The 26,711-nt window shown below is 62.7% G+C and carries 25 protein-coding genes; 17 read left to right on the top strand and 8 right to left on the bottom strand.

Annotated elements, in window-relative coordinates:
- Positions 1 to 2 precede the first annotated feature (2 nt).
- From ybeY to trmB, 5 genes are all read left to right on the top strand, one after another.
- Positions 3 to 512 carry an rRNA maturation RNase YbeY gene (ybeY, locus tag ASC80_RS18250; protein WP_156464443.1) on the top strand — a complete coding sequence of 170 codons (510 nt, stop codon included), beginning with the start codon at positions 3 to 5 and terminating at the stop codon, positions 510 to 512.
- The gene (locus ASC80_RS18255; RefSeq protein WP_056300207.1) at positions 513 to 1,625 is read left to right on the top strand and encodes a hemolysin family protein; all 1,113 of its coding nucleotides are present in this window, start codon (positions 513 to 515) and stop codon (positions 1,623 to 1,625) included.
- A complete protein-coding gene (gene lnt / locus ASC80_RS18260) occupies positions 1,622 to 3,238 on the top strand; it encodes an apolipoprotein N-acyltransferase (RefSeq protein ID WP_056300210.1) in 1,617 nt (538 codons plus the stop codon). Before ASC80_RS18255 ends, lnt begins: the two co-directional genes overlap by 4 nt.
- A 197-nt stretch (positions 3,239 to 3,435) precedes the next feature.
- Positions 3,436 to 3,852, top strand: a complete 417-nt coding sequence (locus tag ASC80_RS18265) for a helix-turn-helix domain-containing protein (protein WP_056300213.1) — start codon at positions 3,436 to 3,438, stop codon at positions 3,850 to 3,852.
- 64 nt (positions 3,853 to 3,916) lie between these two features.
- Positions 3,917 to 4,660: a tRNA (guanosine(46)-N7)-methyltransferase TrmB gene (gene trmB, locus ASC80_RS18270; RefSeq protein ID WP_056300988.1), complete on the top strand. Its 744-nt coding sequence runs from the start codon at positions 3,917 to 3,919 to the stop codon at positions 4,658 to 4,660.
- Positions 4,661 to 4,685: 25 nt separating this feature from the next.
- On the opposite strand, the gene ASC80_RS18275 is transcribed toward trmB, so the two are convergent.
- The gene (locus ASC80_RS18275; protein ID WP_056300215.1) at positions 4,686 to 5,777 is read right to left on the bottom strand and encodes a DUF2336 domain-containing protein; all 1,092 of its coding nucleotides are present in this window, start codon (positions 5,775 to 5,777) and stop codon (positions 4,686 to 4,688) included.
- 330 nt (positions 5,778 to 6,107) lie between these two features.
- Between ASC80_RS18275 and rimP the strand changes: the two genes are divergently transcribed.
- The 8 genes from rimP to pnp all read left to right on the top strand — a co-directional run bounded on the left by rimP (position 6,108) and on the right by pnp (position 16,419).
- Positions 6,108 to 6,875: a ribosome maturation factor RimP gene (gene rimP, locus ASC80_RS18280; RefSeq protein WP_056300218.1), complete on the top strand. Its 768-nt coding sequence runs from the start codon at positions 6,108 to 6,110 to the stop codon at positions 6,873 to 6,875.
- Between the two features lie 3 nt (positions 6,876 to 6,878).
- Positions 6,879 to 8,483, top strand: coding sequence for a transcription termination factor NusA (gene nusA, locus ASC80_RS18285; RefSeq protein WP_056300221.1), 1,605 nt, complete (start codon positions 6,879 to 6,881; stop codon positions 8,481 to 8,483).
- A 16-nt stretch (positions 8,484 to 8,499) separates the two neighbouring features.
- Entirely contained in the window at positions 8,500 to 9,192 is a 693-nt protein-coding gene (locus ASC80_RS18290) for an RNA-binding protein (protein WP_056300223.1), read from the top strand.
- Positions 9,193 to 9,252: 60 nt separating this feature from the next.
- Positions 9,253 to 11,871, top strand: coding sequence for a translation initiation factor IF-2 (gene infB / locus ASC80_RS18295; RefSeq protein WP_056300226.1), 2,619 nt, complete (start codon positions 9,253 to 9,255; stop codon positions 11,869 to 11,871).
- A gap of 185 nt (positions 11,872 to 12,056) precedes the next feature.
- The gene (rbfA, locus tag ASC80_RS18300) at positions 12,057 to 12,482 is read left to right on the top strand and encodes a 30S ribosome-binding factor RbfA (protein ID WP_056300228.1); all 426 of its coding nucleotides are present in this window, start codon (positions 12,057 to 12,059) and stop codon (positions 12,480 to 12,482) included.
- Entirely contained in the window at positions 12,482 to 13,609 is a 1,128-nt protein-coding gene (gene truB, locus ASC80_RS18305) for a tRNA pseudouridine(55) synthase TruB (protein ID WP_056300231.1), read from the top strand. Before rbfA ends, truB begins: the two co-directional genes overlap by 1 nt.
- Before the next feature lie 2 nt (positions 13,610 to 13,611).
- Positions 13,612 to 13,881, top strand: a complete 270-nt coding sequence (gene rpsO / locus ASC80_RS18310) for a 30S ribosomal protein S15 (RefSeq protein ID WP_002717660.1) — start codon at positions 13,612 to 13,614, stop codon at positions 13,879 to 13,881.
- 393 nt (positions 13,882 to 14,274) lie between these two features.
- Positions 14,275 to 16,419: a polyribonucleotide nucleotidyltransferase gene (gene pnp, locus ASC80_RS18315; RefSeq protein ID WP_056300233.1), complete on the top strand. Its 2,145-nt coding sequence runs from the start codon at positions 14,275 to 14,277 to the stop codon at positions 16,417 to 16,419.
- Positions 16,420 to 16,491: 72 nt separating this feature from the next.
- Here pnp and ASC80_RS18320 read toward each other — a convergent pair whose 3' ends face one another.
- On the bottom strand, positions 16,492 to 17,190 hold the full coding sequence (locus ASC80_RS18320) for an aquaporin (protein ID WP_056300235.1): 699 nt from the start codon (positions 17,188 to 17,190) through the stop codon (positions 16,492 to 16,494).
- A 243-nt stretch (positions 17,191 to 17,433) separates the two neighbouring features.
- On the opposite strand from ASC80_RS18320, the gene ASC80_RS18325 reads away from it, so the two are divergent.
- Positions 17,434 to 18,030 carry a glutathione S-transferase family protein gene (locus tag ASC80_RS18325; RefSeq protein WP_056300238.1) on the top strand — a complete coding sequence of 199 codons (597 nt, stop codon included), beginning with the start codon at positions 17,434 to 17,436 and terminating at the stop codon, positions 18,028 to 18,030.
- Here the strand turns inward: ASC80_RS18325 and fabI are convergent, their stop codons facing one another.
- The 3 genes from fabI to fabA form a co-directional block, all read right to left on the bottom strand.
- The gene (gene fabI, locus ASC80_RS18330) at positions 18,031 to 18,849 is read right to left on the bottom strand and encodes an enoyl-ACP reductase FabI (protein ID WP_056300240.1); all 819 of its coding nucleotides are present in this window, start codon (positions 18,847 to 18,849) and stop codon (positions 18,031 to 18,033) included.
- A gap of 122 nt (positions 18,850 to 18,971) precedes the next feature.
- Complete coding sequence (gene fabB, locus ASC80_RS18335; RefSeq protein WP_056300242.1) at positions 18,972 to 20,195, bottom strand: beta-ketoacyl-ACP synthase I; 1,224 nt, start codon at positions 20,193 to 20,195, stop codon at positions 18,972 to 18,974.
- Between the two features lie 115 nt (positions 20,196 to 20,310).
- Complete coding sequence (fabA, locus tag ASC80_RS18340) at positions 20,311 to 20,841, bottom strand: 3-hydroxyacyl-[acyl-carrier-protein] dehydratase FabA (protein ID WP_056300245.1); 531 nt, start codon at positions 20,839 to 20,841, stop codon at positions 20,311 to 20,313.
- Between the two features lie 241 nt (positions 20,842 to 21,082).
- On the opposite strand from fabA, the gene irrA reads away from it, so the two are divergent.
- Positions 21,083 to 21,577: an iron response transcriptional regulator IrrA gene (irrA, locus tag ASC80_RS18345; protein ID WP_056300248.1), complete on the top strand. Its 495-nt coding sequence runs from the start codon at positions 21,083 to 21,085 to the stop codon at positions 21,575 to 21,577.
- Positions 21,578 to 21,650: 73 nt separating this feature from the next.
- On the opposite strand, the gene ASC80_RS18350 is transcribed toward irrA, so the two are convergent.
- On the bottom strand, positions 21,651 to 22,142 hold the full coding sequence (locus ASC80_RS18350; RefSeq protein ID WP_056300991.1) for an SH3 domain-containing protein: 492 nt from the start codon (positions 22,140 to 22,142) through the stop codon (positions 21,651 to 21,653).
- A 299-nt stretch (positions 22,143 to 22,441) separates the two neighbouring features.
- On the opposite strand from ASC80_RS18350, the gene ASC80_RS18355 reads away from it, so the two are divergent.
- A complete protein-coding gene (locus ASC80_RS18355; RefSeq protein WP_056300251.1) occupies positions 22,442 to 23,443 on the top strand; it encodes a 2-hydroxyacid dehydrogenase in 1,002 nt (333 codons plus the stop codon).
- A 17-nt stretch (positions 23,444 to 23,460) separates the two neighbouring features.
- Here the strand turns inward: ASC80_RS18355 and ASC80_RS18360 are convergent, their stop codons facing one another.
- Positions 23,461 to 24,261 carry a HesA/MoeB/ThiF family protein gene (locus ASC80_RS18360; RefSeq protein ID WP_056300254.1) on the bottom strand — a complete coding sequence of 267 codons (801 nt, stop codon included), beginning with the start codon at positions 24,259 to 24,261 and terminating at the stop codon, positions 23,461 to 23,463.
- Positions 24,262 to 24,396: 135 nt separating this feature from the next.
- Between ASC80_RS18360 and ASC80_RS18365 the strand changes: the two genes are divergently transcribed.
- Positions 24,397 to 25,785, top strand: coding sequence for a serine protease (locus ASC80_RS18365; RefSeq protein WP_056300258.1), 1,389 nt, complete (start codon positions 24,397 to 24,399; stop codon positions 25,783 to 25,785).
- Positions 25,786 to 25,829: 44 nt separating this feature from the next.
- Here the strand turns inward: ASC80_RS18365 and mutM are convergent, their stop codons facing one another.
- The gene (gene mutM / locus ASC80_RS18370) at positions 25,830 to 26,711 is read right to left on the bottom strand and encodes a bifunctional DNA-formamidopyrimidine glycosylase/DNA-(apurinic or apyrimidinic site) lyase (protein ID WP_056300261.1); all 882 of its coding nucleotides are present in this window, start codon (positions 26,709 to 26,711) and stop codon (positions 25,830 to 25,832) included.

Below are 26,711 nucleotides of genomic sequence, written 5' to 3' on the forward strand. Positions count from 1 at the left end.
CGATGGTATCCCTCGCCCCACCAGCAACCGAAGTCCTCGTCACGGCGGACTGCTGGCAGAGTGAAAGCGACGCCGAGACGATCGTTCACCGCGCGATCGAAGCGGCAGCTGCCATGGTCGACGCCCCGACCGCCGATGCGGAACTCGCCGTCATGCTGACCGACGACGATGGCATCCGCACCCTGAACCGCAACTGGCGCAACCTCGACAAGCCGACCAACGTGCTGTCGTTTCCAGCGCTCCAGCCGGAAACAGCGCCGGGCCCCGACGATGCGCCGCGGATGCTCGGCGACATCGCGATCGCCTATCAGACGACCCGCGCCGAGGCGGACGCCGAGCACAAGCTGTTCGCGCATCATCTCAGCCATCTCGCCGTCCATGGCTTCCTGCATCTGATCGGCTACGATCATGAAACCGATGCTGAAGCAGAGACGATGGAAAGCCTTGAGCGCGAGATTCTCGCTCACCTCGGCATTCCCGATCCTTATGCTCACAACGACCGGATGAACTAGGTGCCGTCAGACTCCGACAACCCTCCAAGTCCTCAGCCATCGGCGAACCAATTGCCGGTGCCGGTGCAGCACGGCGAGGTCCTGCGCCCACCATCCGAGATGTGGCTGATGCGCGCGCTGCGCACCCTGTTCGGCTGGAAGGCCGGATCGGCGCGCGCCGACCTGCAGGTGGTGCTCGACGCCACCACGCCCGATGAAAACAGTTTCACCACCGTCGAGCGCACGATGCTGCGCAACATCCTCGGGCTGCACGACCGGCGCATCGCGGACGTGATGATCCCCCGCGCCGACATTGTCGCGATCAAGCGCGACATCTCGCTCGGCGAACTGATGAGCGTGTTCGAAAGCGCGGGCCATTCGCGCCTCGTCGTCTACAACGATACGCTCGATGATCCGGAAGGTGTCGTCCACATTCGCGATCTGCTGTCGTTCATGGCGGTGAAGGCCAAGGTCGATCCCGCCGTCAACGCCAAGCGCAAGAAGCCGTTTCCCGCGGGGCTCGATCTGCGCTCGGTCAATCTCAGCGTGAAGCTGTCGGACGCCAGCCTGATGCGCAAGCTGCTTTATGTGCCGCCGTCAATGCCGGCCATCGACCTGCTGGCGCAGATGCAGGCGACGCGAATCCACCTCGCGCTGGTGGTCGACGAATACGGCGGCACCGACGGCCTGGTCTCGATCGAGGACATCGTTGAGCAGATCGTCGGCGAAATCGACGATGAACACGATGGCGATGAATCTCCCACGATCGTTCGTCAGGGCGACAACTCCTTCATCGCGGATGGCCGCGCCAGCCTCGATGAGGTGAAATCCATGGTCGGCGCGGAATTCAACACCGGCGAAGCAGGCGAAGAGGTCGACACGCTCGGCGGCTATCTCGTCACTCAGGTGGGGCGACTGCCGGTCCGTGGAGAGATCATCTCCGGTCCCGGCGATTTCGAGATCGAGGTGCTCGATGCCGATCCGCGCCGCGTCAAGCGGGTGCGCATCGGCACGCGCAAGGAACGCTCCAACCTGCGTCATCGCGAATTGCGACGGCGGGAAGCGGCCGCGGATGCCGCCAGTACCACGCCGAACGAAGCGAACACCCGGCCGCCGGACAGCCGCGCGTCATGAAGTTCGTGAACGCTCCTCTCGCCTCGTTTGGCCTTGCGACAATTCTCGCCTGGGGCTGGAAGCGCGCGGCGATTGCGTTTGTCGCCGGGGCTGCGTCCGCGCTGGCGATGGCGCCGATCAACGCGTGGCCGATTCTGTTCGTCACCTTCCCCGTCATGATCTGGCTGATCGACGGCGCCGGCGCTGGACGGCTCGGCGGAATTCCGGCGGCGGCGCTCAGCGGCTGGTGGTTCGGCTTCGGCTATTTCATCGCCGGACTGTACTGGATCGGATTTGCCTTTCTGGTCGATGCCGAAACATTCGCGTGGCTGCTGCCGTTCGCGGTCGCGGGCCTGCCGGCATTGCTCGCGCTGTTCATGGCGCTCGGCTTCGCGCTGGCGCGGCTGATCTGGACGCGGGACGCCAGCCGGATTCTCGCGCTCGCCGCCGCGCTGACCTTGAGCGAATGGCTGCGCGGCCACATCCTGTCGGGATTTCCCTGGAACACGTTCGGCTATGCGCTGACCGAACCGCTGGCACTGGCGCAAACGGCCTCGCTGATCGGCATCTGGGGCCTGACGTTTCTCGCTGTCGCCATTTTCGCAAGCCCGGCCGTCCTGATCGACGACCGCGGTATCACGCGGCGGCCGTGGCTGCCGCTCGCCGCATCGCTCGCCGTGCTGATCGCGATGGGTGCCTATGGTGCGGTCCGGTTGTCGTCGCACCCCACGCATCTTGTCGACAAGGTGAAGCTGCGCCTGATGCAGCCGGATCTGCAGCAGGATGTGAAGTTCAATTACAGTGCGAAAAAAGCGGTGATGGAAAAGTATCTCGCGCTGTCCGACCGTTCCACCGGACCTCATTCGACCGGCGTGAAAGACACCACCGTCCTGATCTGGCCGGAATCGGCGTTTCCATTTTTCCTCGCGCGTGAAGCCGACGCGATGGCGCAGATCGCCGACTTCCTGCCGCCCGGAACGACGCTGATCACCGGCGCCGTCCGCCCGCCTGATCTGCCGGCTGGCGCCAAAATCACCCGCGCCTACAATTCGATCTACGTCATCGGCAACGACGGCACGGTGCTGTCGGTTTACGACAAGCTGCATCTGGTGCCGTTCGGCGAGTACCTGCCGTTTCAGAGCGCGATGGAAAAACTCGGCTTCGTTCAATTGACCAAGATGCGCGGCGGCTTCATCCCCGGAACACGGCGGCGCGTCATGGAGATTCCAAACGCGCCGCAGGTGCTGCCGCTAATCTGCTATGAGGCGATCTTCTCCGGCGCCATTGTGCCGCGTGGCGAACGTCCCGGCTGGATCGTGAACGTCACCAATGACGGCTGGTTCGGCATCAGTTCAGGCCCCTACCAGCATCTGCAACAGGCACGACTGCGCGCGATCGAGGAAGGGCTGCCGCTAGTGCGCGCCGCCAACACCGGCATCTCGGCGGTGATCGATCCGGTTGGCCGCGTCGTTGCTCACCTGACGCTCGGCAACGAGAGTGTGCTGGATTCCGGATTGCCTGCGGCAATCTCGCCGCCGCCGTTCACCCGCACCGGCGACATTCCGGCTGCAATCCTCGCCGCGGTTTCGGCGCTCGTCGCCATCCGACGACGTAAAGCTGGAAAAATGCAATAGTCCAATTCGCATGATGGCAGCGGGCTAATATCCCTCGCGGCATCCCTCGAACGAGTTATGCGACAACGCTTTAACCTAAATTCTTCATTACATCCGCGACAAAGGTTTGACGGTACCGGCGGAAACGGCGTATTCCATCAGTGTTTCTCGCAATAGTAGTGACGGCAATCCAGCAGGAATGCAGAGAGACTTCGGTGATGTCGACGAAAACGCCCAATCCCGTTGACAAGTATGTCGGCAGCCGCGTGCGGATGCGCCGTATCATGCTGGGCATGAGTCAGGAAAAGCTCGGCGAAGCGCTGGGCCTGACGTTTCAGCAAATTCAGAAATATGAAAAAGGCACCAACCGGATTGGTGCCAGCCGGCTGCAGCAGATTTCCGACATCATTCAGGTGCCGGTTTCATTCTTCTTTGAGGGCGGCCCGACAACGACGACGAATGCCGCCGGCATGGCGGAAGCGCCATCGCCGGCTTACGTGTCGGATTTTCTCGCCACGTCCGAAGGACTGGCTTTGACCCGCGCGTTCACGCGCATCACCGATCCCAAGCTCCGCCGCAGCATCGTCGACCTCGTCGAACAGATGGCATCGCGCGAACTTCCCGATCGCCGCTGATATTTTGACAGACAAGCAGCGGCGCTCGCGTGCATTCCTCGCCGCCGGCGAACGCGGATCAAAGATGACAGCTCACGCCACTCCCCTTTCCGATGACACCGCCGATCCATCCGCCACACACGCGCATGGCTCGTTCTTCGGCCGCCGCAAGGGACACAAACTCCGCCCCCATCACGCCGACCTCATCGCGCATCTCTTGCCGCGGCTTGCACTCGACATCGGTCAACCAGCTCCGGACGATCTGACGGCGCTATTCGATTCATCGCTCGATAACGTGCGTCTCGAAATCGGATTCGGAGGCGGCGAACATCTCATCGCCGAAGCGCTGGCCTTTCCGCAAACCGGATTCATCGGCTGCGAGCCGTACGTCAACGGCATGGCGAAGATCCTTGCGCAGATCGAGGCGCATAACATCACCAACATCCGCCTGTTCGCCGGCGATGCGGCCGAACTCGTCGCCTGGGCACCGGCGTCATCGCTGGCACGGATCGACCTCATCCATCCCGATCCATGGCCGAAGCGCCGTCACTGGAAACGCCGCTTCGTGCAGGACGCAACCGTCGGCGCGATGGCTCGGATCCTGAAGAACGGCGGCGAATTTCGCTTCGTCAGCGACATCGACAGCTATTGCGCGTGGACGCTGGCGCATCTGATGCGTGCAACGGATTTTCGCTGGACCGCCGAGCGCGCCGATGATTGGCGGCAGCCGTGGCCGGGCTATACCATGACGCGTTACGGCACCAAGGCCGCACGCGAAGGCCGAAAGGCGGCGTACCTGATTTTCCGACGCGGGAAGCGATCAGGTTAGACGCAGATCAGACAGACTTTGCAGATCAGACAGACTTGGCGGCTTCCCGCGCACGCCAGAAAGCCAGAACCCGCACAGCGGTGGTCGGCGACAGGCGCTCGAAATTCACCCGCGCCTCTTCGATGTCCGGCGCCGATGGCGTCTTGCCGGGACCGAGCCGCAGCACGATCAGGGTACGCACCGTCGCCCATTCGAGGCCGATCGATTTGCCGAGGATGAGAATCGGATCGTAGCGATCGCCCAGCACCAGCTGATCGACACTTGAAATCCGTACACCCGACATCACCGACAGGGCCGCGACCGCATGCTCGTATCTGTGCTCGCGCGAAAAACGCAGCAGCGCCGCCTCGTCCAATCCACCGGCATGGTGCAGCGCCAGGATCTCACGTTGCGCCGGTGCGAAATCGCGCTGGGCAAGTTGCGCTTTCGGCGCGCCCGAAATTTCGACCATCGCCTTGCTGATCGCAACCTTGCGGTCCGGCTTCGCGGCCTCCCGCAAGCGGCGGCGCACGATGTCAACCGAGTTCGTCAGCAGATCCTTGAGCGACGACGGCGAGATGTCGTCGCGCTGCCCAACCGTCAGCGCCAGAATCCCGTCGTCGGCCGCACGCTTGATCAATCCGGAATAGCCGCTGGCGGAAAATCTGGCACCGGAGTTTTGCGCCACCGCGCGCACAATATCGCGATCGCCGCGGCGAACGATGACGTCGGTCACAACCGTCGGCAACGTTGCCCGCGTCGATATGGCTGCCAGATGTGCCTGGCCTTTCATGCGCGCGACCTCGACCAGCGTCGCATCGTCGATTTGCGGCGAGCGGCTGAGGACCGGTCCGGCGATCTTGATCTCATCCTCGCGGGCGAGATGGCGCATCAACCCCGGAGGCGCATTGCCGAGCTCGGACAAGCGTCCGGCGAGAGCAGCGCGCGCTTCGCGTTCGGACGTGGAGATGAGTCCGGTGAGAACATCGTCGAAGATCGCGACATGCTGCGCTTCGAAGTGCGCGGCACCGCGCAGAAACAGGTCCGAAATCCGGGCGATGGCCGCCGCTCGGGCTTCTGGGCTGCCATTTCTGACGATGTCGTCGAGTTCGGGAAATAGAGAAGAGGCTGCTGCCATGAAGTCGGGCCCGGGAAACCTGGCACGAATTTAGGCAGCCGGTGTGAAGGAAGGGTTAGCTGCCGGACGCGTCCAGCGGTTCCGGCGCTCTCTCGGCCCTTGCCGGGGTGCTGGAAAACCGCTATATTCGCGTCAGTTATAAATTCTCATACGGATCGCGTAGGAGAGTGGGCCCCGCCGGGACCCGCTCTTTTTTATTACTTGGTGGCCGGACGGGCCAAATGCCGTCCCAAAACCCGGACCGCTTCCAGACCGTGGGGTTCATCGGGAACCCCGACAGACAGCCAACGATATCCGACAACAGAGCACCTGCGACCACACCGACCGGACATGACCGACCCAACCACCGCTTCTCACGGCGCTGACCTGATTGCCGAACCACGTCTGGTGGTCGAGCCGGGCATGGGTGCGCGCGTCGCGGCCGTGGCGGGACCGGTGCTTGAGGGAATGGGCTATCGGCTGGTCCGCATCCGCGTCTCCGGCGAGGCCGGCTGCACCGTCCAGATCATGGCGGAACGGCCTGATGGAACCATGCTGATTGAGGATTGCGAGGCGATCTCGAAGGCGCTGTCCCCGGTGATGGATGTCGCTGACCCGATCCAGCGCGCCTATCGCCTCGAAATTTCGTCTCCCGGCATCGACCGGCCGCTGGTGCGCCGTTCCGATTTCGAGCGCTATACCGGCCATCTGGTGAAAATCGACATGGCCGTGCCGCATGACGGCCGCAAGCGGTTTCGCGGCATCCTGCAGGGCGTCGAGGGTGCCGGCATCCGGCTCATTCGCGATGATGTGCGCGAAGGTCAGGACCGCGATGTGTTATTGACCATGGAAGATATTTCAGACGCGCGGCTGGTTCTGACCGACGAGCTGATCGCGGAATCGATGCGCCGCGGCCGCGACGCGGAACGGGAGATCCTGGAAAGCTCAGGAATCGTGCCCGAGCCGCCGGCGCACGCCAAGAAAGCCCGCGAACAACGCGACCTTTCGAAAAGCCACAAGCCGAAGCCGAAAGCCGCACCGAAGAACACCAAGGAACATCGCCTCGCCGCTGACAAGAAGAAGCGCGCAGGCACAACGGACCACCACGAAGGAGACTGAGCCATGGCCGCTGTCAGCGCCAACAAGCTTGAACTGCTGCAGATCGCCGACGCCGTCGCACGCGAGAAGTCGATCGACCGGTCGATCGTGATCGCGGCCATGGAAGACGCGATCGCCAAGGCCGCCCGCGCTCGCTACGGCTCGGAGACCGACGTGCACGCCGAGATCGACGCCAAGAAGGGCGAGTTGCGGCTGTCGCGCCACATGCTGGTGGTCGAGCAGGTCGAAAATCCGTCGAACCAGATTTCGCTCGCCGATGCACGCCGCGCCAATCCGGGCGCCCAGGTCGGCGACACCATCGCCGACACCCTGCCGCCGCTGGAATACGGCCGCATCGCCGCGCAGTCAGCCAAGCAGGTGATCGTGCAGAAGGTCCGCGAAGCCGAGCGTGACCGCCAGTATCAGGAATTCAAGGACCGCATCGGCGAGATCGTCAATGGCATCGTCAAGCGCGTCGAATACGGCAGCGTCATCGTCGACCTCGGTCGTGGTGAAGCGATCGTGCGCCGCGACGAAATGCTTCCGCGCGAAGTGTTCCGCAACGGCGACCGTGTCCGCGCCTATATCTTCGACGTCCGCCGCGAAACCCGCGGCCCGCAGATCTTTCTGTCGCGCACCCATCCGCAGTTCATGGCGAAGCTGTTCGCGCAGGAAGTGCCGGAAATCTATGACGGCATCGTTGAAATCAAGGCGGTGGCCCGCGATCCGGGCTCGCGCGCGAAGATCGGCGTGATTTCCCGCGATTCCTCGGTCGATCCGGTCGGTGCCTGCGTCGGTATGCGCGGCTCGCGCGTGCAGGCCGTGGTCAACGAGTTGCAGGGCGAGAAGATCGACATCATTCCGTGGTCGCAGGACATCGCCACCTTCGTCGTCAACGCGCTGGCGCCGGCGGAAGTCGCGAAAGTGGTCATCGACGAGGACCGCGAACGCATTGAAGTCGTCGTTCCGGATACCCAATTATCCCTTGCGATCGGCCGTCGCGGGCAGAACGTTCGTCTTGCCTCGCAGTTGACCGGCTGGGACATCGACATTCTCACCGAGCAGGAAGAATCCGAGCGCCGTCAGGCTGACTTCGAGAATTCGACCCGGGTGTTCATGGAAGCGCTCAATGTCGACGAGGTCGTGGGCCAGTTGCTCGCGTCCGAAGGTTTCTCCTCGGTCGAGGAACTGGCATTGGTCGATCCGCGCGAACTCTCGAGCATCGAGGGCTTCGACGAAGAGACCGCCAGCGAGTTGCAAAGCCGCGCCCGCGAATATCTCGAACAACTCGAGGCCGAACTCGAGTCCAAGCGAAAGGAACTCGGCGTGGACGATGCGTTGAAGACAGTGCCGGGCGTCACCTCGAAGATGCTGGTCAAGTTCGGCGAGAACGACATCAAGACCGTCGAGGATCTCGCGGGCTGCGCCACCGACGATCTCGTCGGCTGGGTGGAACGCAAGGATGGCGAGGCCGTCAAGCACGCCGGTATCCTCGACGCCACGGAAGTGTCGCGCGAAGACGCCGAAGCCATCATCATGCAGGCGCGCGTCGTCGCAGGCTGGATTTCAGAAGCCGATCTGGCGAAACCGGCCGAGGAGGCCGAGGCCGCCGAAGAAAATCCGGCTTAAGGGACATGACCCGCGCATGCTTGCAATCGCCGATCTCACAGAGATGGACGACGGTCCCCGGACAAAATCCGGGACCGAACGCATGTGCGCGGTCACCCGGCAGGTCCAGCCGATCGACGAGCTGATCCGCTTTGTTCTCTCGCCGTCCGGCGAGGTAATCGCCGATCTGAAGCGCAAGCTGCCCGGCCGGGGCCTGTGGGTGTCATTGTCGCGGGCGACCGTCGACGAGGCCGTCCGGCGCGGCGTTTTCGCCAGAAGTTTCAAGAAGCCGGTTCAAGTGTCACCGGCGCTTGCCGCCGATACCGAGACAATGCTGGTGCGCGGCGTGGCCGAGGCGCTGGCGATGGCGGGTAAGGCTCGCCAGGTGGTCAGCGGCTATGCGAAAACGGAAGCCGCCCTTGAGGCTGGCGAGGCGGTGGCCCTGATCCATGCGTCGGACGGCGCGAACGACGGAATCCGCAAGCTGGATGCCAAATTGGCCGCTTTGAGCCGGGAAAATCCGGAAAAAACGGTGAATTTGCCAGTCGTCAGGGCATTAACGACGGACGAATTGGATTTGGCCCTAGGGCGGTCAAATGTGGTACATGCTGCCCTGCTCGCGGGCCCGGCAAGCAAAACCTTCTTAGCCCGTTGTCAAACGCTCGACCGCTTCCGGCAACCTGCCGGGAACGGGAACGGCGCGAAGAACGGGCGCACGACCGACGCTTGATATTCACGCTTAAAACTGGCGCTTGGCTTTCAAGCACACGAACGAGATTAGGACTGTTGAATGGCCGATACGAAAAACCCTGGTGACAAGACGCTGAGCGTCGGTTCCAAAACTCTGTCGCTGAAACCGCGCACAGAGACCGGCGTCGTGCGCCAGAGTTTCAGCCACGGCCGCACCAAATCGGTGGTGGTCGAAAAGAAAACCAAGCGGCGGCTGGCCGGCGATCCCGCGCCTGCAGCGGAAGCGCCTGTGACCGCCAAGCCGGCCGCTCCGGCCAAGCCTGCGCCGTCGGCACCGCCTGCTGCTCCGGCAAAACCCGCAGCGCGCACCTCCGGCGTTGTCCTGCGCACCTTGACGCAAGACGAACAGAGCGCACGCGCCAATGCGCTTGCCGATGCACGCGCGCGTGAGATCGAGGAGCGCCGCCTCGCCGAGGAAGAAGCAGCCCGCCGCAACACCAAGGAATACAAGGAACAGCAGGAGCGCGAAGCCGCCGAAGCCCGCAAGAAGGCCGAGGAAGAGCGCCACCGCCAGGAAGAAGAAGCCAAGGCCAAGGCCGAGCGCGAAGCCAAGAAGCGCTTTGGCGAGGCAGAAACCAAGACTGCAGCTCCGGCGACCACGACCACCGCGCGTCCAGCCGCGACTGCTCCGGCAGCGCGTGCCGCGGTTCCGGCCGATGGCTCAGACGAGGACGAAGGTCCGCGTCAGATTCGCCGTGGCCCCGGCGGTGCAGCCCGCCCCGTCGTTGCGCCCAAACCGACCGCCAAGCCCGGCCCGGCCAAGCAGCGCGGCCGCCTGACCCTCTCCACGGCGCTGAACGCCGACGATGTGCGCGAGCGCTCGATCGCTTCGTTCCGCCGTCGCACCCAGCGTCTCGCCAGAGGCCATCAATCGAACGAGCCGAAAGAAAAGCTCGTCCGCGAAGTCATCATTCCGGAAGCGATCACAATTCAGGAACTCGCCAACCGCATGGCCGAGCGCTCGGTCGATCTTGTCAAACTGCTGATGAAGCAGGGCCAGTTGGTGAAGATCACCGATGTGATCGACGCCGATACCGCGCAGCTGATTGCCGAGGAAATGGGCCACACCGTCAAGCGCGTCGCCGCGTCAGACGTGGAAGAAGGCCTGTTCGACGCGATCAACGATTCGACCGACACCACCCCGCGTTCACCGGTGGTGACCGTGATGGGTCACGTCGACCACGGCAAGACCTCGCTGCTCGACGCGCTGCGTCACGCCAATGTGGTGAGCGGTGAAGCCGGCGGCATCACACAGCATATCGGCGCGTATCAGGTCACCTCGCCCGAAAGCGGCAAGAAAATCACCTTCATCGATACGCCCGGCCACGCCGCGTTCACCGCGATGCGTGCCCGTGGCGCCAAGGTCACCGACCTTGTGATCCTCGTGGTCGCAGCTGATGACGGCGTCATGCCGCAGACCATCGAGGCGATCAATCACGCCAAGGCGGCGAAGGTGCCGATGATCGTGGCGATCAACAAGATCGACAAGCCGGACGCCAAGCCCGAGCGCGTGCGCACCGAACTGCTGCAACACGACGTTCAGGTCGAATCCTTCGGCGGCGACGTGGTCGATGTCGAAGTCTCCGCTAAGAACAAGACCAATCTCGACAAGCTGCTCGAGATGATCGCGCTGCAGTCCGAAATTCTCGAACTGAAAACCAACCCGGATCGTCCGGCGGAAGGCACCGTGATCGAAGCCAAACTCGATCGCGGCCGCGGCCCGGTGGCAACCGTACTGGTTCAGCGCGGCACGCTGCGCGTCGGCGACATCATTGTCGCGGGCGCCGAGATGGGCCGCGTTCGTGCATTGATCAACGATCAGGGCCAGACCATCACCGAGGCGGGACCCTCGGTGCCCGTGGAGGTGCTCGGCTTCAACGGTCCGCCGGAAGCCGGCGACCGTCTCGCCGTGGTCGAGAATGAAGCGCGGGCGCGTGAAGTCACCAGCTATCGTGCGCATCAAAAGCGAGAGAAATCAGCGGCCTCGTTGTCCGGCATGCGCGGTTCGCTCGAACAAATGATGTCGCAGCTCAAGACCACGGGCCGCAAGGACTTCCCGCTGGTCATCAAGGCCGACGTCCAGGGTTCGCTCGAAGCCATTCTCGGATCGCTGGAGAAGCTCGGTACCGATGAAGTCGCGGCGCGCATTCTCCATGCCGGCGTCGGCGGGATCAGCGAATCCGACGTTACCTTGGCGGAAGGCTTCAACGCCGCGATCATCGGCTTTAGCGTTCGCGCCAACAAGGAAGCGACGGCTCTGGCGAAGAGAGACGGCATCGAGATCCGCTACTACAACATCATCTACGATCTGGTGGATGATGTGAAAAAGGCGATGTCCGGCCTGCTCGCGCCGACGCTGCGCGAAACCATGCTCGGCAACGCGCAGATCCTCGAGGTGTTCAACATCTCGAAGGTCGGCAAGATCGCTGGTTGCCGCGTCACCGACGGCACCGTGGAACGCGGCGCCAATGTGCGCCTGATCCGCGACAACGTCGTCGTGCATGAAGGTAAGCTCTCGACGCTGAAACGCTTCAAGGATGAAGTGAAGGAAGTGCAGTCCGGACAGGAATGCGGCATGGCCTTCGAGTCCTACCAGGACATGCGGGTCGGCGACGTTATCGAGTGTTATCGCGTGGAGACCATTCAGCGCTCTCTGTAAGTCCAAGTCTTGCAGGTGCTCTGAGTCTCGACAGAAGCTAAAGACGTCATGGCCGAACTAAAGCGCGAAGTGCGTCCTCGCGATTGAAGTTCCGGCCATCCACGTCTTGCCAGCAATATCCAGAAAGACGTCCATGCCCGCGACAAGCGCGGGCATGACGATTTGAATTTTCGGCAAGGACCACAATGGCAACTGGTAAAAAGGATAGCGACCCTCGCGGCGGCACATCGGGCGGTTCGCAGCGCCAGTTGCGCGTCGGCGAACTGGTGCGCCACGCCGTCGCGGAAATCCTGTCGCAAGGCAACGTGCATGACGAGGCGCTCGAAGGTCAGATCATCACCGTGCCCGAAGTGCGGATGTCGCCCGATCTCAAGCTCGCAACGATCTACGTGATGCCGCTCGGCGGCCGCGACATCGACAATGTGATCGCAGCGCTCGACCGCAACAAGAAGTACCTGCGCGGCGAGATCGCACATCGCGTTAACCTGAAATTTGCACCTGACATCCGTTTCCGCACCGATGAGCGATTCGACGAAGCGGAACGTATCGAGAAATTACTGAGAACACCTGCGGTTCAACGCGACCTCAAGACGGATTCGGACGATAATTGATGACCGGCAACGCACCTCCCACCACGATCGGCGCGCGCGTCGGCGACAATAACGAGCTTTCGGAAAATAATTTTTCCGCGCCGGCGGACGCCGATTCGCGCGGCAATCCTCACGCCGGACGACCGCACGATGACCGGCCGCGTCAGCATGGAAAGCGGCCGCAAGGTCAGCAGAAGCGCGACCGTCGCGACGTCCACGGCTGGGTCGTTCTCGACAAGCCGGTCGGCATGACCTCGACCCAGGCCGTCGCCGTGCTGAAGCGCCTGTTCAATGCAAGACGCGCGGGCCACGCCGGCACCCTCGATCCGCTGGCCTCCGGCGGTCTGCCGATCGCGCTCGGCGAGGCGACAAAGACAGTTCCGTATGTCATGGACGGCCGCAAGCGCTACCGCTTCACGGTGTGCTGGGGCGAGGAACGCGACACCGACGACACCGAGGGTCGCGTCACCCAGACCAGCGCGGACCGCCCGACCATCGAAGCGATTCAGGCACTGCTGCCGCAGTTCACCGGCACCATCGAGCAGACGCCGCCGCAATATTCGGCCATCAAGATCCAGGGCGAGCGGGCCTACGACCTCGCGCGCGATGGCGAAACCGTCGCATTACAGCCCCGGCCGGTCGAGATCCACGAATTAACCATTACAGATCAATCGGATAGAAACAAAACGGTATTCGAAGCCGAGTGCGGCAAGGGAACCTATGTCCGGGCGATCGCCCGGGACATGGGCCGGATTCTCGGCTGCTACGGCCATATCTGCGAGCTGAGGCGCACCTTGTGCGGCCCGTTCGACGAAGCGGACATGATTCCGCTGGAACAACTGGAGGCTTTATGCGATAGAGCCGCGTCTGGCGAGGGCAGCCTCGCCGACGCGCTTTTGCCCGTTGAGACCGCGCTGGACGACATCCCGGCACTGGCCGTCACACGGGCTGATGCCGCAAGGCTCCACAGGGGCCAAGCGGTTTTGTTGCGCGGACGGGATGCGCCCAATTCAAGCGGCACAGTCTATGTCACCGTCGGCGGGCGGCTTCTGGCCCTCGCCGAACTAGGCAATGGCGAACTCATCCCCAAGCGTGTGTTCAACCTGACCGGACTGGTTGCCAGTTCCGGCCGCAAAGAAGGTGTTTGACGATGTCGATTACCGCAGAACGTAAAGCGGAAGTCATAAAGACGAATGCAAAGAAGGCCGGCGACACGGGTTCGCCGGAAGTTCAGGTCGCGATCCTTTCGGAACGCATCGCCAACCTCACCGAGCATTTCAAGACCCACGGCAAGGACAACCATTCGCGCCGCGGCCTTTTGAAGCTCGTCTCCACGCGCCGTTCCCTTCTCGACTACGTCAAGAAGAAGGACGAGGCGCGTTACAAGGCGCTTCTCGAGAAGCACAACATCCGCCGCTGACGGACGATGACGCGCGCATCATGCGCGCGTTTTTGCATGATCCCGACGGGGTCGCGCATTCAGCATCTGCGGACCGGAAAGTCCGCACCGGAGCGTGACAGGTTCATGCTCAAGTCACTGATCGAGCCACAGGCTTATCGAGCCCGGTCTGGATCAGAGTTGCGTCCAGCAGCAATCCGGCGGCTGGGCGATGACGGGCAAGGTGCCCGTCGCGCGGGCCGAGATAGCAAGATGGCCCGCACCATCGGAAGGATGGAAGCCATTCACAGCATGAAGACCATGGCAGGATCGCCGGGCGCTGACCTCGCAACGCGAACAGCGCCCCGCAATCTTGCGCATGGTTTTTGTGTTCATGGCTTTCATGCTTCCGCGAACCCATGAAAGACATATTCAATGTTCAATTCACATTCAGTCGAGATCGACTGGGGCGGACGTCCCCTCAAGCTTGAAACCGGCAAGATCGCGCGTCAGGCCGACGGCGCCGTGATGGCGACCTACGGCGAGACCATCGTTCTCGCCACCGTCGTTGCCGCAAAGTCCGCGAAGGACGGCATCGACTTCCTGCCGCTCACCGTCGACTATCAGGAAAAGACCTACGCGGCCGGCCGCATCCCCGGCGGCTACTTCAAGCGCGAAGGCCGCCCGACCGAAAAGGAAACCCTGGTTTCCCGCCTGATCGACCGTCCGATCCGTCCGCTGTTCGCCGATGGCTGGCGCAACGAAACCCAGGTCATCGTCACCGTGCTGTCGCATGACATGGAAAACGATCCCGACATTCTGGCGCTGGTCGCTTCGTCAGCGGCGCTGACGCTGTCCGGCGCGCCGTTCATGGGCCCGATCGGTGCGGCCCGCGTCGGCTTCGCCAACAACGAATATATCCTCAACCCGACTCTCGACGAGATGGCTGATACTCAGCTCGACCTCGTCGTCGCCGGCACCGCCGACGCCGTGCTGATGGTTGAGTCGGAAGCCAAGGAACTGAACGAAGACATCATGCTTGGCGCGGTGATGTTCGGTCATCGCCACTTCCAGCCGGTCGTCAACGCGATCATCCAGCTCGCCGAGAAGGCCGCCAAGGAGCCGCGCGAAGTCAAGACCGAGGACAATTCAGCGATCGACAAGGAAATGCGCGGCGTCGGTGAAACCGAGCTGCGTGCCGCCTACGCCATCGCTGTCAAGCAGGATCGCTACGCCGCTGTCGGCGAAGTGAAGAAGAAGGTCATGGACCACTTCTTCCCCGAAGGGCAGGAGCCGCGCTTCGACAAGCTGCGCGTCGCCGGCGTGTTCAAGGAGCTGGAAGCGAACGTCGTTCGCAACAACATCCTTGACACCGGCAAGCGCATCGACGGCCGTGACAAAAGCACCGTTCGCCCGATCGTCGCCGAAGTCGGCGTGCTGCCGCGCGCGCATGGCTCGGCGCTGTTCACCCGCGGTGAAACCCAGGCGCTGGTCGTGACCACGCTCGGCACCGGCGAGGACGAGCAGTACATCGACTCACTGTCGGGTACCTACAAAGAGCGCTTCCTGCTGCATTACAACTTCCCTCCCTACTCGGTCGGTGAAACCGGCCGTATGGGCGGCACCAAGCGGCGCGAGATCGGCCACGGTAAGCTCGCCTGGCGCGCGATCCATCCCGTGCTGCCCGCGCATCACGAATTCCCCTACACCCTCCGCGTGGTGTCGGAGATCACCGAATCCAACGGCTCGTCGTCGATGGCGTCGGTCTGCGGTGCTTCGCTCGCACTGATGGATGCCGGCGTTCCCTTGAAGCGGCCGACCGCGGGCATCGCGATGGGACTCATTCTTGAAGGCGACCGTTTCGCCGTGCTGTCGGACATTCTCGGCGACGAGGATCATCTCGGCGACATGGACTTCAAGGTGGCGGGCACCGAAGCCGGCATCACCTCGCTGCAGATGGACATCAAGATCGCCGGTATCACCGAAGGGATCATGAAGCAGGCGCTCGCCCAGGCAAAGGACGGCCGCATCCACATCCTCGGCGAAATGTCGAAGGCGCTCACTGCCGCCCGCGCTGAGCTCGGCGAACATGCGCCGCGCATCGAGGTCCTGCAGATTCCGACCGACAAGATCCGCGACGTGATCGGCACCGGCGGCAAGGTGATCCGCGAGATCGTCGAAAAGACCGGCGCCAAGGTCAACATCGAAGACGACGGCACCGTGAAGGTGGCGTCGGCCAACGGCGAATCGATCCGCGCGGCCATCAAGTGGATCAAGTCGATCACCTCCGATCCGGAAGTCGGCCAGATCTACGACGGCACCGTGGTCAAGGTGATGGAGTTCGGCGCGTTCGTGAACTTCTTCGGACCGAAGGACGGTCTGGTTCACATCAGCCAGCTCGCCGCCAGCCGCGTGCAGAAGACCTCCGACGTCGTCAAGGAAGGCGACAAGGTCAAGGTCAAGCTGCTCGGCCTCGACGATCGCGGCAAGGTCCGCCTGTCGATGAAGGTGGTCGATCAGGAAACCGGCGAAGACCTCGAGGCCAAGCAAAAGGCCGAGAGCGCACCGGCCGCCGAGTAATCCGCAGCACTGTCACCAAAACAAAGGGCGGCTTTTCAGCCGCCCTTTTTCTTTGCGATCGAGTCGCCTGAATTACTGATTGGTCGGACCGCCGACATATTCGGCATGCAGCCATTTGCCGATCAACCCGCCGACAATGCCGCCGATGATTGGCGTTACCCAGAACAGCCACAATGAATTCAAGGCCTCGGCGCCGCCGAAAATCGCGGTCGCCGTCGAACGCGCAGGATTGAGCGATGCGTTGCTGACCGGAATCGCGACAAGGTGAAACAGCACCAGCGCCAGACCGATCGCGAGCGGGGCAAAACCGGCAGGCGCGCGCGGCGACGTTGTACTTACGATTACCAGCACGAACAACGCGGTGATGACGATTTCCGTCAGACCGGCAGAAAACATCGTAAAATGCGTCGTACCGCCGTAGATATTCGAGATCGCCGTGAAATCGTTCCACTTGCCCGCTGGCGCACCGCCGAGGACAACAAAGAACACCGCAGCAGCAGCAGCGCCGCCGATCACCTGCGCGATGACATAGCCCGGCGCTTTTCCAGCGTCGAAGCGGCCGGCGGCAACAAGCCCGATCGTCACCGCGGGATTGAAATGACCACCGGAGATCGAGCCGACGGCATAAGCCATCGCCAGTACCGATAGTCCCACCGCGAATGCCACAGCGATGAGACCCGCGCTCGGCGCGGAAAACAGTGCCGCCCCGCAAACTGCCGTGACCAATGCGAACGTTCCTAAGAACTCAGCTGCAAGTTCTCGCGACGACATTTTCCATTCTCCTGTTGCCCCGCGACCATCGTCGGGAACCTTATTCTGGCATCAAGTTACCGTCCGCGCCAATGTTCGGCTGCGCTGTGCACAAGTCATGAGCGGTCTGCGCCAATCGCCTGCGCCGTTTCATAAAATTGTTCTATTTCGCGGCGCCTTGATGCTCGCTTCCAGCCGAAGTCGTTGCTCTGCTGGAGAATGCTGATAGTGATTCCCGCCCGCTGATTCGTTCGGAGAGGTCACATGATGAAGCTGTACTGGTCGCCGCGTTCGCGCTCCTTCTCTGGGCTCTGGATCCTGGAAGAGACGGGGCAGCCTTACGAACGTGTCCTGACCGACATTTCGACCGGTGCGCAGAAGACGCCCGAGTATCTCGCCATCAACCCGATGGGCAAGGTGCCCGCCCTGAAGGATGGCGATGTGTCGATCGCCGAGGCCGCCGCGATCTGCGCCTATGTCGCCGAGCGCTATCCCGACGCAAAGCTCGCGCCGCCTGTCGGCGACCCACGTCGCGCCAAATATCTGCAATGGCTGTTTTTCGCACCGAGTTGCATCGAGCCGGCGCTGATCCAGATTTTCACCAAGCTCGAAGTGCCGTCCAGCACGGCCGCCTGGGGCGACGCCGATCAGGTGTTCGACGTCCTCGACAAGGCGCTGGAAAAAGGCCCGTGGATTCTTGGCGACACGTTCTCGGCCGCCGACGTCATCATCGGCAGCGGCCTGAACTTTGCGGTCAAACTGTTCAAGATGGTGCCGACGCGGCCGTCGTTCGACCGTTACATCGAGGCCTGCTCGGCGCGGCCCGCCTTCCAGCGCGCGACCGCGCTGGCCGCGGGGTAATTACTTGTCGTCGGTCGCGGCAACCTCTGCCTTCAACGCATCCGGATGCGGCATCGAGATGATGTTGTAGCCCGAATCGACGAAGTGGGTCTCGCCGGTGACACCGCCGGACAGGTCGGACAGCAGATACAGCGCGGTACCGCCGAGTTCATCCAGCGTGACGCCGCGGCCGAGCGGCGAATGTTTCTGCTGGAAGGCGAACATCGCGCGCGAATCGCCGATACCGGCGCCGGCCAGCGTGCGCACCGGGCCCGCCGAAATCGAATTGACGCGAATCCTGTCGCGGCCGAAATCCGCGGCGAGATAACGCACCGAAGCCTCCAGCGCCGCCTTTGCGACACCCATCACGTTGTAGTTGGGCATGACACGGGTCGATCCGCCGAAGGTCAGCGTCACGATCGAACCGCCATTTGGCATCATCGCGGCGGCGCGCTTGGCGACTTCGGTGAACGAGAAGCACGAGATCACCATGGTGCGCGAGAAATTGGCGCGGGTGGTGTCGGCATAGCGGCCCTTGAGCTCGTTCTTGTCGGAAAATCCGATGGCGTGAACGAGGAAATCGATGCTGCCCCATTTTTCTTTCATGGCGGCGAAAGTGGCATCGACACTGGCGATGTCTTCCACATCGCACGGCAGGATCAGCGCGGCGTTGAGCGATTCGGCCAGCGGCTTCACCCGCTTGCCAAGTGCTTCGCCCTGATAGGTGAAGGCAAGTTCCGCACCCTGCGCGGCAAGCGCCTTGGCGATGCCCCATGCAATGGAGTGGTCGTTGGCGACACCCATGATGAGCCCGCGCTTGCCTTGCATGAGTCCCTGCATGTTCAACTTTTCCTTCTATGCTGAACCCGCGACCAACATTGCGGCCGCGTCCGTACCGCAATCAAAATGCGCATGGCCGGGTCGAGCCCGGCCATGACGTCAATCAGTCTGTCCTTTGAAAATCATGCATCGAGCTGCTTGAACACCAGCGTCGCGTTGGTGCCGCCGAAGCCGAACGAATTTGACAGCACCGCACCGAGCTTGACGTTGTCGATGCGCTTGCGCGCGATCGGCATGTCGGCGAACATCGGATCGAGCTCCTGGATGTTCGCGCTCTCGCAGATGAAGCCGTTGTTCATCATCAACAGCGAGTAGATCGCTTCCTGCACGCCTGTTGCGCCGAGCGAATGGCCGGTCAGCGACTTGGTCGCCGAGATCGGCGGACACTCGTCACCAGTGCCGAACACGTTGCGGATCGCCTTGATCTCCGGCGGATCACCTGCCGGCGTCGAAGTCGCATGCGGGTTGATGTAGTCGATCTTGGCCTTGACGGTGGAGAGCGCCATCTTCATGCAGCGCTCGGCGCCCTCGCCTGACGGCGCCACCATATCGTAGCCATCCGACGTCGCGCCGTAGCCCGCGATCTCGCCGTAAATCCGTGCGCCGCGTGCCTTGGCATGCTCCAGTTCTTCCAGCACCACGACGCCTGCACCGCCGGCGATCACAAAGCCGTCGCGGTTGACATCGTAGGCACGCGAGGCTGTGGCCGGTGTGTCGTTGTATTTCGACGACATCGCGCCCATCGCGTCGAACAGCACTGACAGCGTCCAGTCGAGCTCTTCGCATCCGCCGGCGAAGACCACGTCCTGCTTGCCGATCTGGATCGTCTCATAGGCATTGCCGATGCAGTGATTGGATGTCGCGCAGGCCGACGAGATCGAATAGTTGACGCCCTTGATCTTGAACCAGGTGGCGAGCGTCGCCGAGGCGGTCGACGACATTGCCTTGGGCACGGCGAACGGCCCGACGCGCTTCGGCCCCTTGGCGCGCGTGATGTCCGCGGCTTCCACGATCGTGCGAGCGGACGGCCCGCCCGAACCCATGATGATGCCGGTGCGCTCGTTGGAAACCTCCGACGGCTCCAATCCCGAATCGCGGATCGCCTGCTCCATCGCAACGTGATTCCACGCCGCACCCTCGCCAAGGAACCGCATCGCGCGACGGTCAACCACCTCGGCGGGATTGAGCGTCGGCGCGCCATGAACCTGAGAGCGGAAGCCGAGCTTGGCATAATCTTCCGCACGCGAAATTCCGGACTTCGCCTCGAACAGGCTTGCCAGCACTTCCTGCGTGTTGTTTCCGATCGATGAGACAATCCCCATCCCGGTGACGACAACCCGTCTCATGATCGCCTCGTCCTCGCTGCTGCGTTCGGATGATTATTCTGAAGTGTCATGAATCGGCCGCCCCGCCAGTTCGTGAAACCATGTCGCCTGAAGCTGTCCTGCCGGAAGCCTTGCATCAGTTTCCGGGCTGCAATGCGGCGCCCTGCTGGAACAGCCCGACCTTCAGGTCCTTGGCGCGATAGATAATCTCGCCATCCGACGAAAGCCACCCGTCGGCGATACCGAGAACCAGCTTCGAACGCATGACCCGCTTGATATCGATGTTGTACACAACCTTCGTGATGTGCGGCAGCACCTGGCCGGAAAACTTCAGATCGCCCAAGCCCAGCGCCCGACCACGCCCGGCGCCGCCGGTCCAGCCGAGAAAGAATCCGACCATCTGCCACAGCGCGTCGAGGCCGAGACAACCGGGCATCACCGGATCGCCCTTGAAATGACAGTTGAAAAACCACAGGTCGGATTTGACGTCGAGCTCCGCCCGCACGAGCCCCTTGCCGTATTCGCCGCCGGTATCGTTGATTTCGGTGATACGGTCGAACATCAGCATCGGGGGCAGCGGAAGCTGCGCATTGCCGGCACCAAACAGTTCACCGCGGCCACAGGCCAGCAGCTCCTCGTAATTGTAGCTGCCCCGACGATCCTGCATCCCTTTTCCTTCCCAAACGCCACACGCGCGGCTGAGCGACCTCTAACATACGCCCTCGGGGCGTCAAAGCCGGTGAAATCGCCCGAATCGGGGCAAATCGCCCTGCCGAACCCATTGATCAGTTGCGAAAAACTTGCATGTATCTGCATCCTTTTCTATATTGTCAGGCAAGCGACGTGTTTCGCGGAAGGCGGCGCGTTCTTCGATTGGAGAGCCGCCTCAGAGTTGGATGATGAGTGCAATGACTGCCACCGATCAAGACCAGGGCGCTGCCGACCGGGCAAACGCCGAGCATCTGACCCATGGCCACGCGCCGGTTCTGACCGGCTGCCCGTGGCATGACGTCAACGAGATGTTGCAATCGGTTGGCCTGCGCCCGACCCGCCAGCGCATGGCGCTGGGCTGGCTGCTGTTCGGCAAGGGCGATCGCCATCTGACGGCGGAAATGCTCTACGAGGAAGCGACCCACGCCAAGGTGCCGGTGTCGCTTGCCACCGTCTACAACACCCTGAACCAGTTGACCGAGGCCGGCCTGCTGCGTCAGGTCAGCGTTGACGGCACCAAAACCTATTTCGACACCAACGTGTCGTCGCATCATCATTTCTATCTCGAGGGCAACCACGAGCTGGTCGACATTCCGGACCCGCATCTGGTCCTGCAGAAAATGCCGGACGTCCCCGAGGGTTATGAAATCAGCCGCATCGACATGGTTGTCCGCCTGCGCAAGAAGCGCTGAAGTTCCTTCCATCCCTGAATGTCGAACGCTCCGGGAAGGGAGCGTTTTTCGTTTCGGCTTCCGCTGATCGCGCCTAGTCGATCTTTTCGTCGGCGTAGACGCCCCACAGCCGCTGCTGCTCGACCCAGCCGTCGAAATTGTTGCCGACGATGCGGCACCAGCCGTTCCCGCAATGCTTCACGTGCGCGACGACACCAGCCTGCAGCCGTGCCGCCACGGCGCTGTCCTTATCCGGACGATCGTACAACGTCGCGAGTTCGTCCTTGTGCTTCATGGAGATGACAGCCGTACGGCGCCCCGACAGCAGGGAATGATAGACCCAGCCTTCCGCACCCTCCGAATCCCGGACCCGCCGCCAGTTCTCCCATTCCGCCGTGACTTCGACCGGCAACCCGGCGCGGGTGTAGATCCAGCTCACATCCTGATCCATGGTCGGACCGGCGCGAACATTGACGCGATCGGATTTGAGGCTGACATAACGCGGCACCGGCAGGCCGCTGGCGGTCGTCTGGGCGGGGTCCTTGGCGGCGTGCGCTGCACCTCCGGGTACGTTCCAGCTCGACATATTCAAGAACGCGACCGCGAGCCCCACCGCGACGATATGTGACCTCAACCCCATTTTCCGTCCCTGCCGTAATTCCTTATGCCCCACGGGCATTTACCCGCTGGCATACATCCCTCGATCCCCGTCGGCGGCGCCAGGCTGCTGGGTTCTTGTCTTGGCCCGGCCTTCTGCTAGAGAGGACCGCAAGCCAAGAATTGAAAGCTCCAGAGAACTCCCGCGACCGGCACCGAATTTGTACATTCGAACAGCCCGGTTAATGAGGACTGAACAGCCGGATGGAAGTGTCGTGAGAGCAAGCAATGTCGGTTAAGAAAAAACCTCTTGTTGTCGTGACGCGGAAGCTGCCGGACAGCACCGAAACGCGGATGCGCGAACTGTTCGACACAAGGCTCAATCTCGACGACACGCCGATGACGCCGGACCAGCTCGCCGACGCAGTGCGCACCGCCGACATCCTGGTCCCGACGGTGACCGACGAGATCACCGCCGACATCCTCAACCAGCCCGAGACGAAGCTGAAACTGATCGCCAATTTCGGCAACGGCGTCGACAATATCGACGTCGCGGCCGCGATGGCGCGCGGCATCACCGTGACCAACACACCGAAAGTGCTGACCGAGGACACCGCCGACATGACGATGGCGCTGATCCTCGCAGTGCCACGGCGGTTAACGGAAGGCGCCGCGATCATCACCGACGGCAAGGACTGGCCCGGCTGGTCGCCGACATGGATGCTTGGCCATCGCATCGGCGGCAAACGCCTCGGCATCATCGGCATGGGCCGGATCGGGCAGGCCGTCGCGCGCCGCGCTCACGCCTTCGGATTGCAGATCCACTATCACAATCGCAAGCCGGTCGCGCCGCAGATCGAGGAAGAGTTGCGCGCAACCTACTGGGACAGCCTCGACCAGATGCTGGCCCGCATGGACATCATCTCGGTCAACTGCCCGCACACCCCGGCCACGTTCCATCTTCTGTCGGCGCGGCGGCTCAAGCTAATCCGCAAGGACGCCTATATCGTCAATACCGCGCGCGGCGAGGTGATCGACGAAGCGACGCTGACCAAGCTGATCGAGGGCGGCGAGATTGCGGGCGCGGCGCTGGACGTGTTCGAGCACGAGCCCGCGGTCAATCCCAAGCTGGTTCGGCTCGCCAAGGCCGGCAAGGTGGTGCTGTTGCCGCATATGGGATCGGCCACCATCGAAGGCCGCGTCGAGATGGGCGACAAGGTCATCATCAACATCCGCACGTTCCTCGACGGCCACAAGCCGCCGGATCGCATTTTACCCAATATGGTGTGAAGACCGGCGCGCGCTCGCTAACGATGCGCGCTCAAATCGGTGATCGTCGGCTTGTCGCCGTTGAGCGGGTTTGACGGATCGCGCGCGTAACGCAGCGTCTCGAAGCGCATGGCGCGGGCATCGATCATCACCAGCCGCCCCACCAGACTCTCGCCAAACCCGACGATTTCGCGAATCACCTCCAGCGCCATCATCGAGCCGAGCACACCGGCCAGCGCGCCAAGCACCCCCGCCTCCTCGCAGGTCGGCGTGGTGCCGGGCGGCGGCGGTTCGGGAAACAGGCAGCGATAGGTCGGGTTCATCTGTCCTTCCGCATTCTTCTCATGCGCGCGGATGGTGGTCAGCGAGGCGTCGAACACACCGAGCGCGCCGGCGACCAGAGTCTTCTTCGCCAGAAAGCAGGCGTCCGACACCAGATAACGCGTCGTGAAATTATCCGAGCCGTCAACGACAATGTCGTAGCCACCGACGATCGCAAGCGCATTCGATGCATCGAGCCGCATGGCGTGAGTTTGCATGATCACATGCGGATTGAGCGCGTGGATGCGATCCGCCGCGCTATCAACCTTGAGCCGTCCGACATCCGGCGTGGCGTGAATGATCTGCCGTTGCAGATTCGACAGCGACACCGTGTCGTCATCGACAACACCGAGCGTCCCGACGCCGGCAGCGGCGAGATACATCAAGGCCGGGGCGCCGAGGCCGCCGGCCCCGATCGCCAGCACCCGCGCTTTCTTCAGCGCGGCCTGGCCGGGGCCGCCGACTTCGCGCATCACGATATGGCGCGCGTAACGCTCAAGTTCCTCGGACGTCAGCATGACGCGGCCGCGTCGTGCGCGACACCGATCGCGCTGGTGGTCATGGCTTGTTGATCCGACATCGAACCTTCGCAGTGCTTTTGCAGACCCATCATGTATGTTTAACTTAATTCGAGTCCAGCCGTGAGAATATTGATGAAATCGTTGATCGCCCCCGCGCTGGTCGCGATAGCGGCGTCAGGCTTCGTTGCCATCACGCATGGCCACACCGCTCCGGCCGCTCAATCAACCGCGCTCAAGCCCAAGCCGATAGCCACTGTCCCGGTCTCTCCGGACGGCACCGTCGGCGCGGCGCGGCCGAAGCTGCAAACGCCGATCGATACCGCCAGCGCGATGACGCAGGCCGACCGCCGATCGATCCAGTCCGATCTGGCATGGACAGGTGCTTATAACGGCCTGATCGACGGCGAAGCCAGTAGCCGCATGGTCACTGCGATCAAATCGTTTCAGAAGGATCACCGCGGCAAGCAAACCGGTGTGCTCAACCCACAGGAGCGCGCGGCGCTGGCGGACGCGGCGCGAAAACGACGCGCCAATGTCGGCTGGAAATATACCACCGATCCCGTCACCGGCGCGCGCATCGGCTTGCCGGCCAAACTGGCACCGAAGATCACCAGCACCGCCGACGGCACCACATGGGCATCCAGTACGGGAACCATCCAGATCTCGCTGGAGCGCCGCAGGGAAGCCGGTGCAACCACGGCGACCGTTGCCGCGCGCGAACGAAAAGTCGCGACCCGCAAGATCGACTACAGCGTGGTGAAGCCGGATTTCTTCGTCCTGTCCGGAACACAGGGCCTGAAAAAATTCTACATCCGCGGGCAGACTCGCGGCAACGAGGTTCGCGTTCTCACCGTACTGTACGATCAAGCCACCGAAGGCACCATGGCGCCGGTGGTGGTGGCGATGTCGAGCGCGTTCGATCCGTTTTCCCTGCAGGCCGGTGGACCACCGCCACCTCCGAAGGTCGAGTATTCCACCGGCATCATCGTTAGCGCCGACGGCGCGATCCTCGCCAGCCGTGAGGCAGTCGATGGCTGCACCTCCATCGTTGTCAACGGTCGCGGCAATGCCGACCGGGTGGCGCAGGACGAGGCGCACGGACTCGCGTTGCTACGTATTTACGGCGCGGCGGACCTCAAACCGCTGGCGATCGAAGGCGGAGACGCCGCGAAGCCAGACGTGATCGTCACCGGCATCGCCGACCCCGAGCATCAGGGCGGCCGTGCCATCGTCACCTCGCTCAAAGCGACAACGACAACGGCCGGCGATAACATCACGCTGTCACCCACTCCCGATTCCGGATTCGCCGGCGCGCCGGTGACGAATGCGGATGGTACATTTGCCGGCGTGGCACGGCTGAAGCCGACGGTCGTCGCAGGGCCAGCGGCATCCACCGGTCAATCGTCACTGGTGAGCGCGACAACCGTGGGTGTGTTCCTGCGTGCACACCATGTCGCGGCAGCAACGGGACGCTCAGATCCGAAAGCCTCGGTGCTGCGGATTATCTGCGTGCGAAAGTAGTGGAGAATTCACCTCTCCCCGCAAGCGAGGAGAAGGAGAGAGCATCACTTCTGACAGGTCGGACACCAGAACGTCGACCGGCCGTTCTGCACGAAGCGCTTGATGGTGCCCTTGCATTTCGGCGTCGGGCATTTCTCGCCTTCACGATCATAGACCCGGAACGAATGCTGGAAGTAGCCGAGTTCACCATCGGTCTGGCGATGATCGCGCAATGACGATCCGCCCGCCTCGATCGCCGCGTTCAACACGGTATGGATCGCGCCTACCAGCCGCTTTGCATGATCGGTGGTTTCGCCCTTTTTTGTCGCCAGCGTCGCGGCAAGACGGCGCGGCGACAGATGCGAGCGAAACAGTGCCTCACAGACATAGATGTTGCCGAGCCCGGCGACGACGCGCTGATCGAGCAGCGCCGCTTTCAACGATGTCTTCTTGCCGGCGCAGGCGCGCGCCAGCATCGCGGCGTCGAATTCGTTGCCGAGCGGCTCGGGGCCGAGCCCGCGCAGCAGCGGCTCTTGCTCGATCTCCGCACGCGGCACGATCTTCATCGATCCGAAGCGGCGCGGATCGTTGAACGAAATCACCGCACCCGTTGCCATGTGAAAGATCACATGATCGTGCGTGCGATCTTCGCTGCGCGCATAGTGAAACTCGCCCGGCGTCGTTTCGCCGTCCGCGAGCGCGACTCGAAACGAACCCGACATGCCGAGATGCATCAGCAGCACGTCGCCGGACGCGAGATCTGCCATCAGATATTTCGCCCGGCGCCCCAACCCCGTCACCGTCTGCCCGTCGAGCCGAGCGACGAAATCCTTCTGGAACGGAAACCGCAGGCCGCCGCGCCGGGTCTCGACCCGCGCGATCCGCTGGCCCTCCATCACCGGCTGCAGGCCGCGGCGGACGGTTTCGACCTCGGGCAATTCGGGCAT

It is taken from the genome of Afipia sp. Root123D2, from assembly GCF_001425835.1.
Classification (GTDB): Bacteria; Pseudomonadota; Alphaproteobacteria; order Rhizobiales; family Xanthobacteraceae; genus Afipia.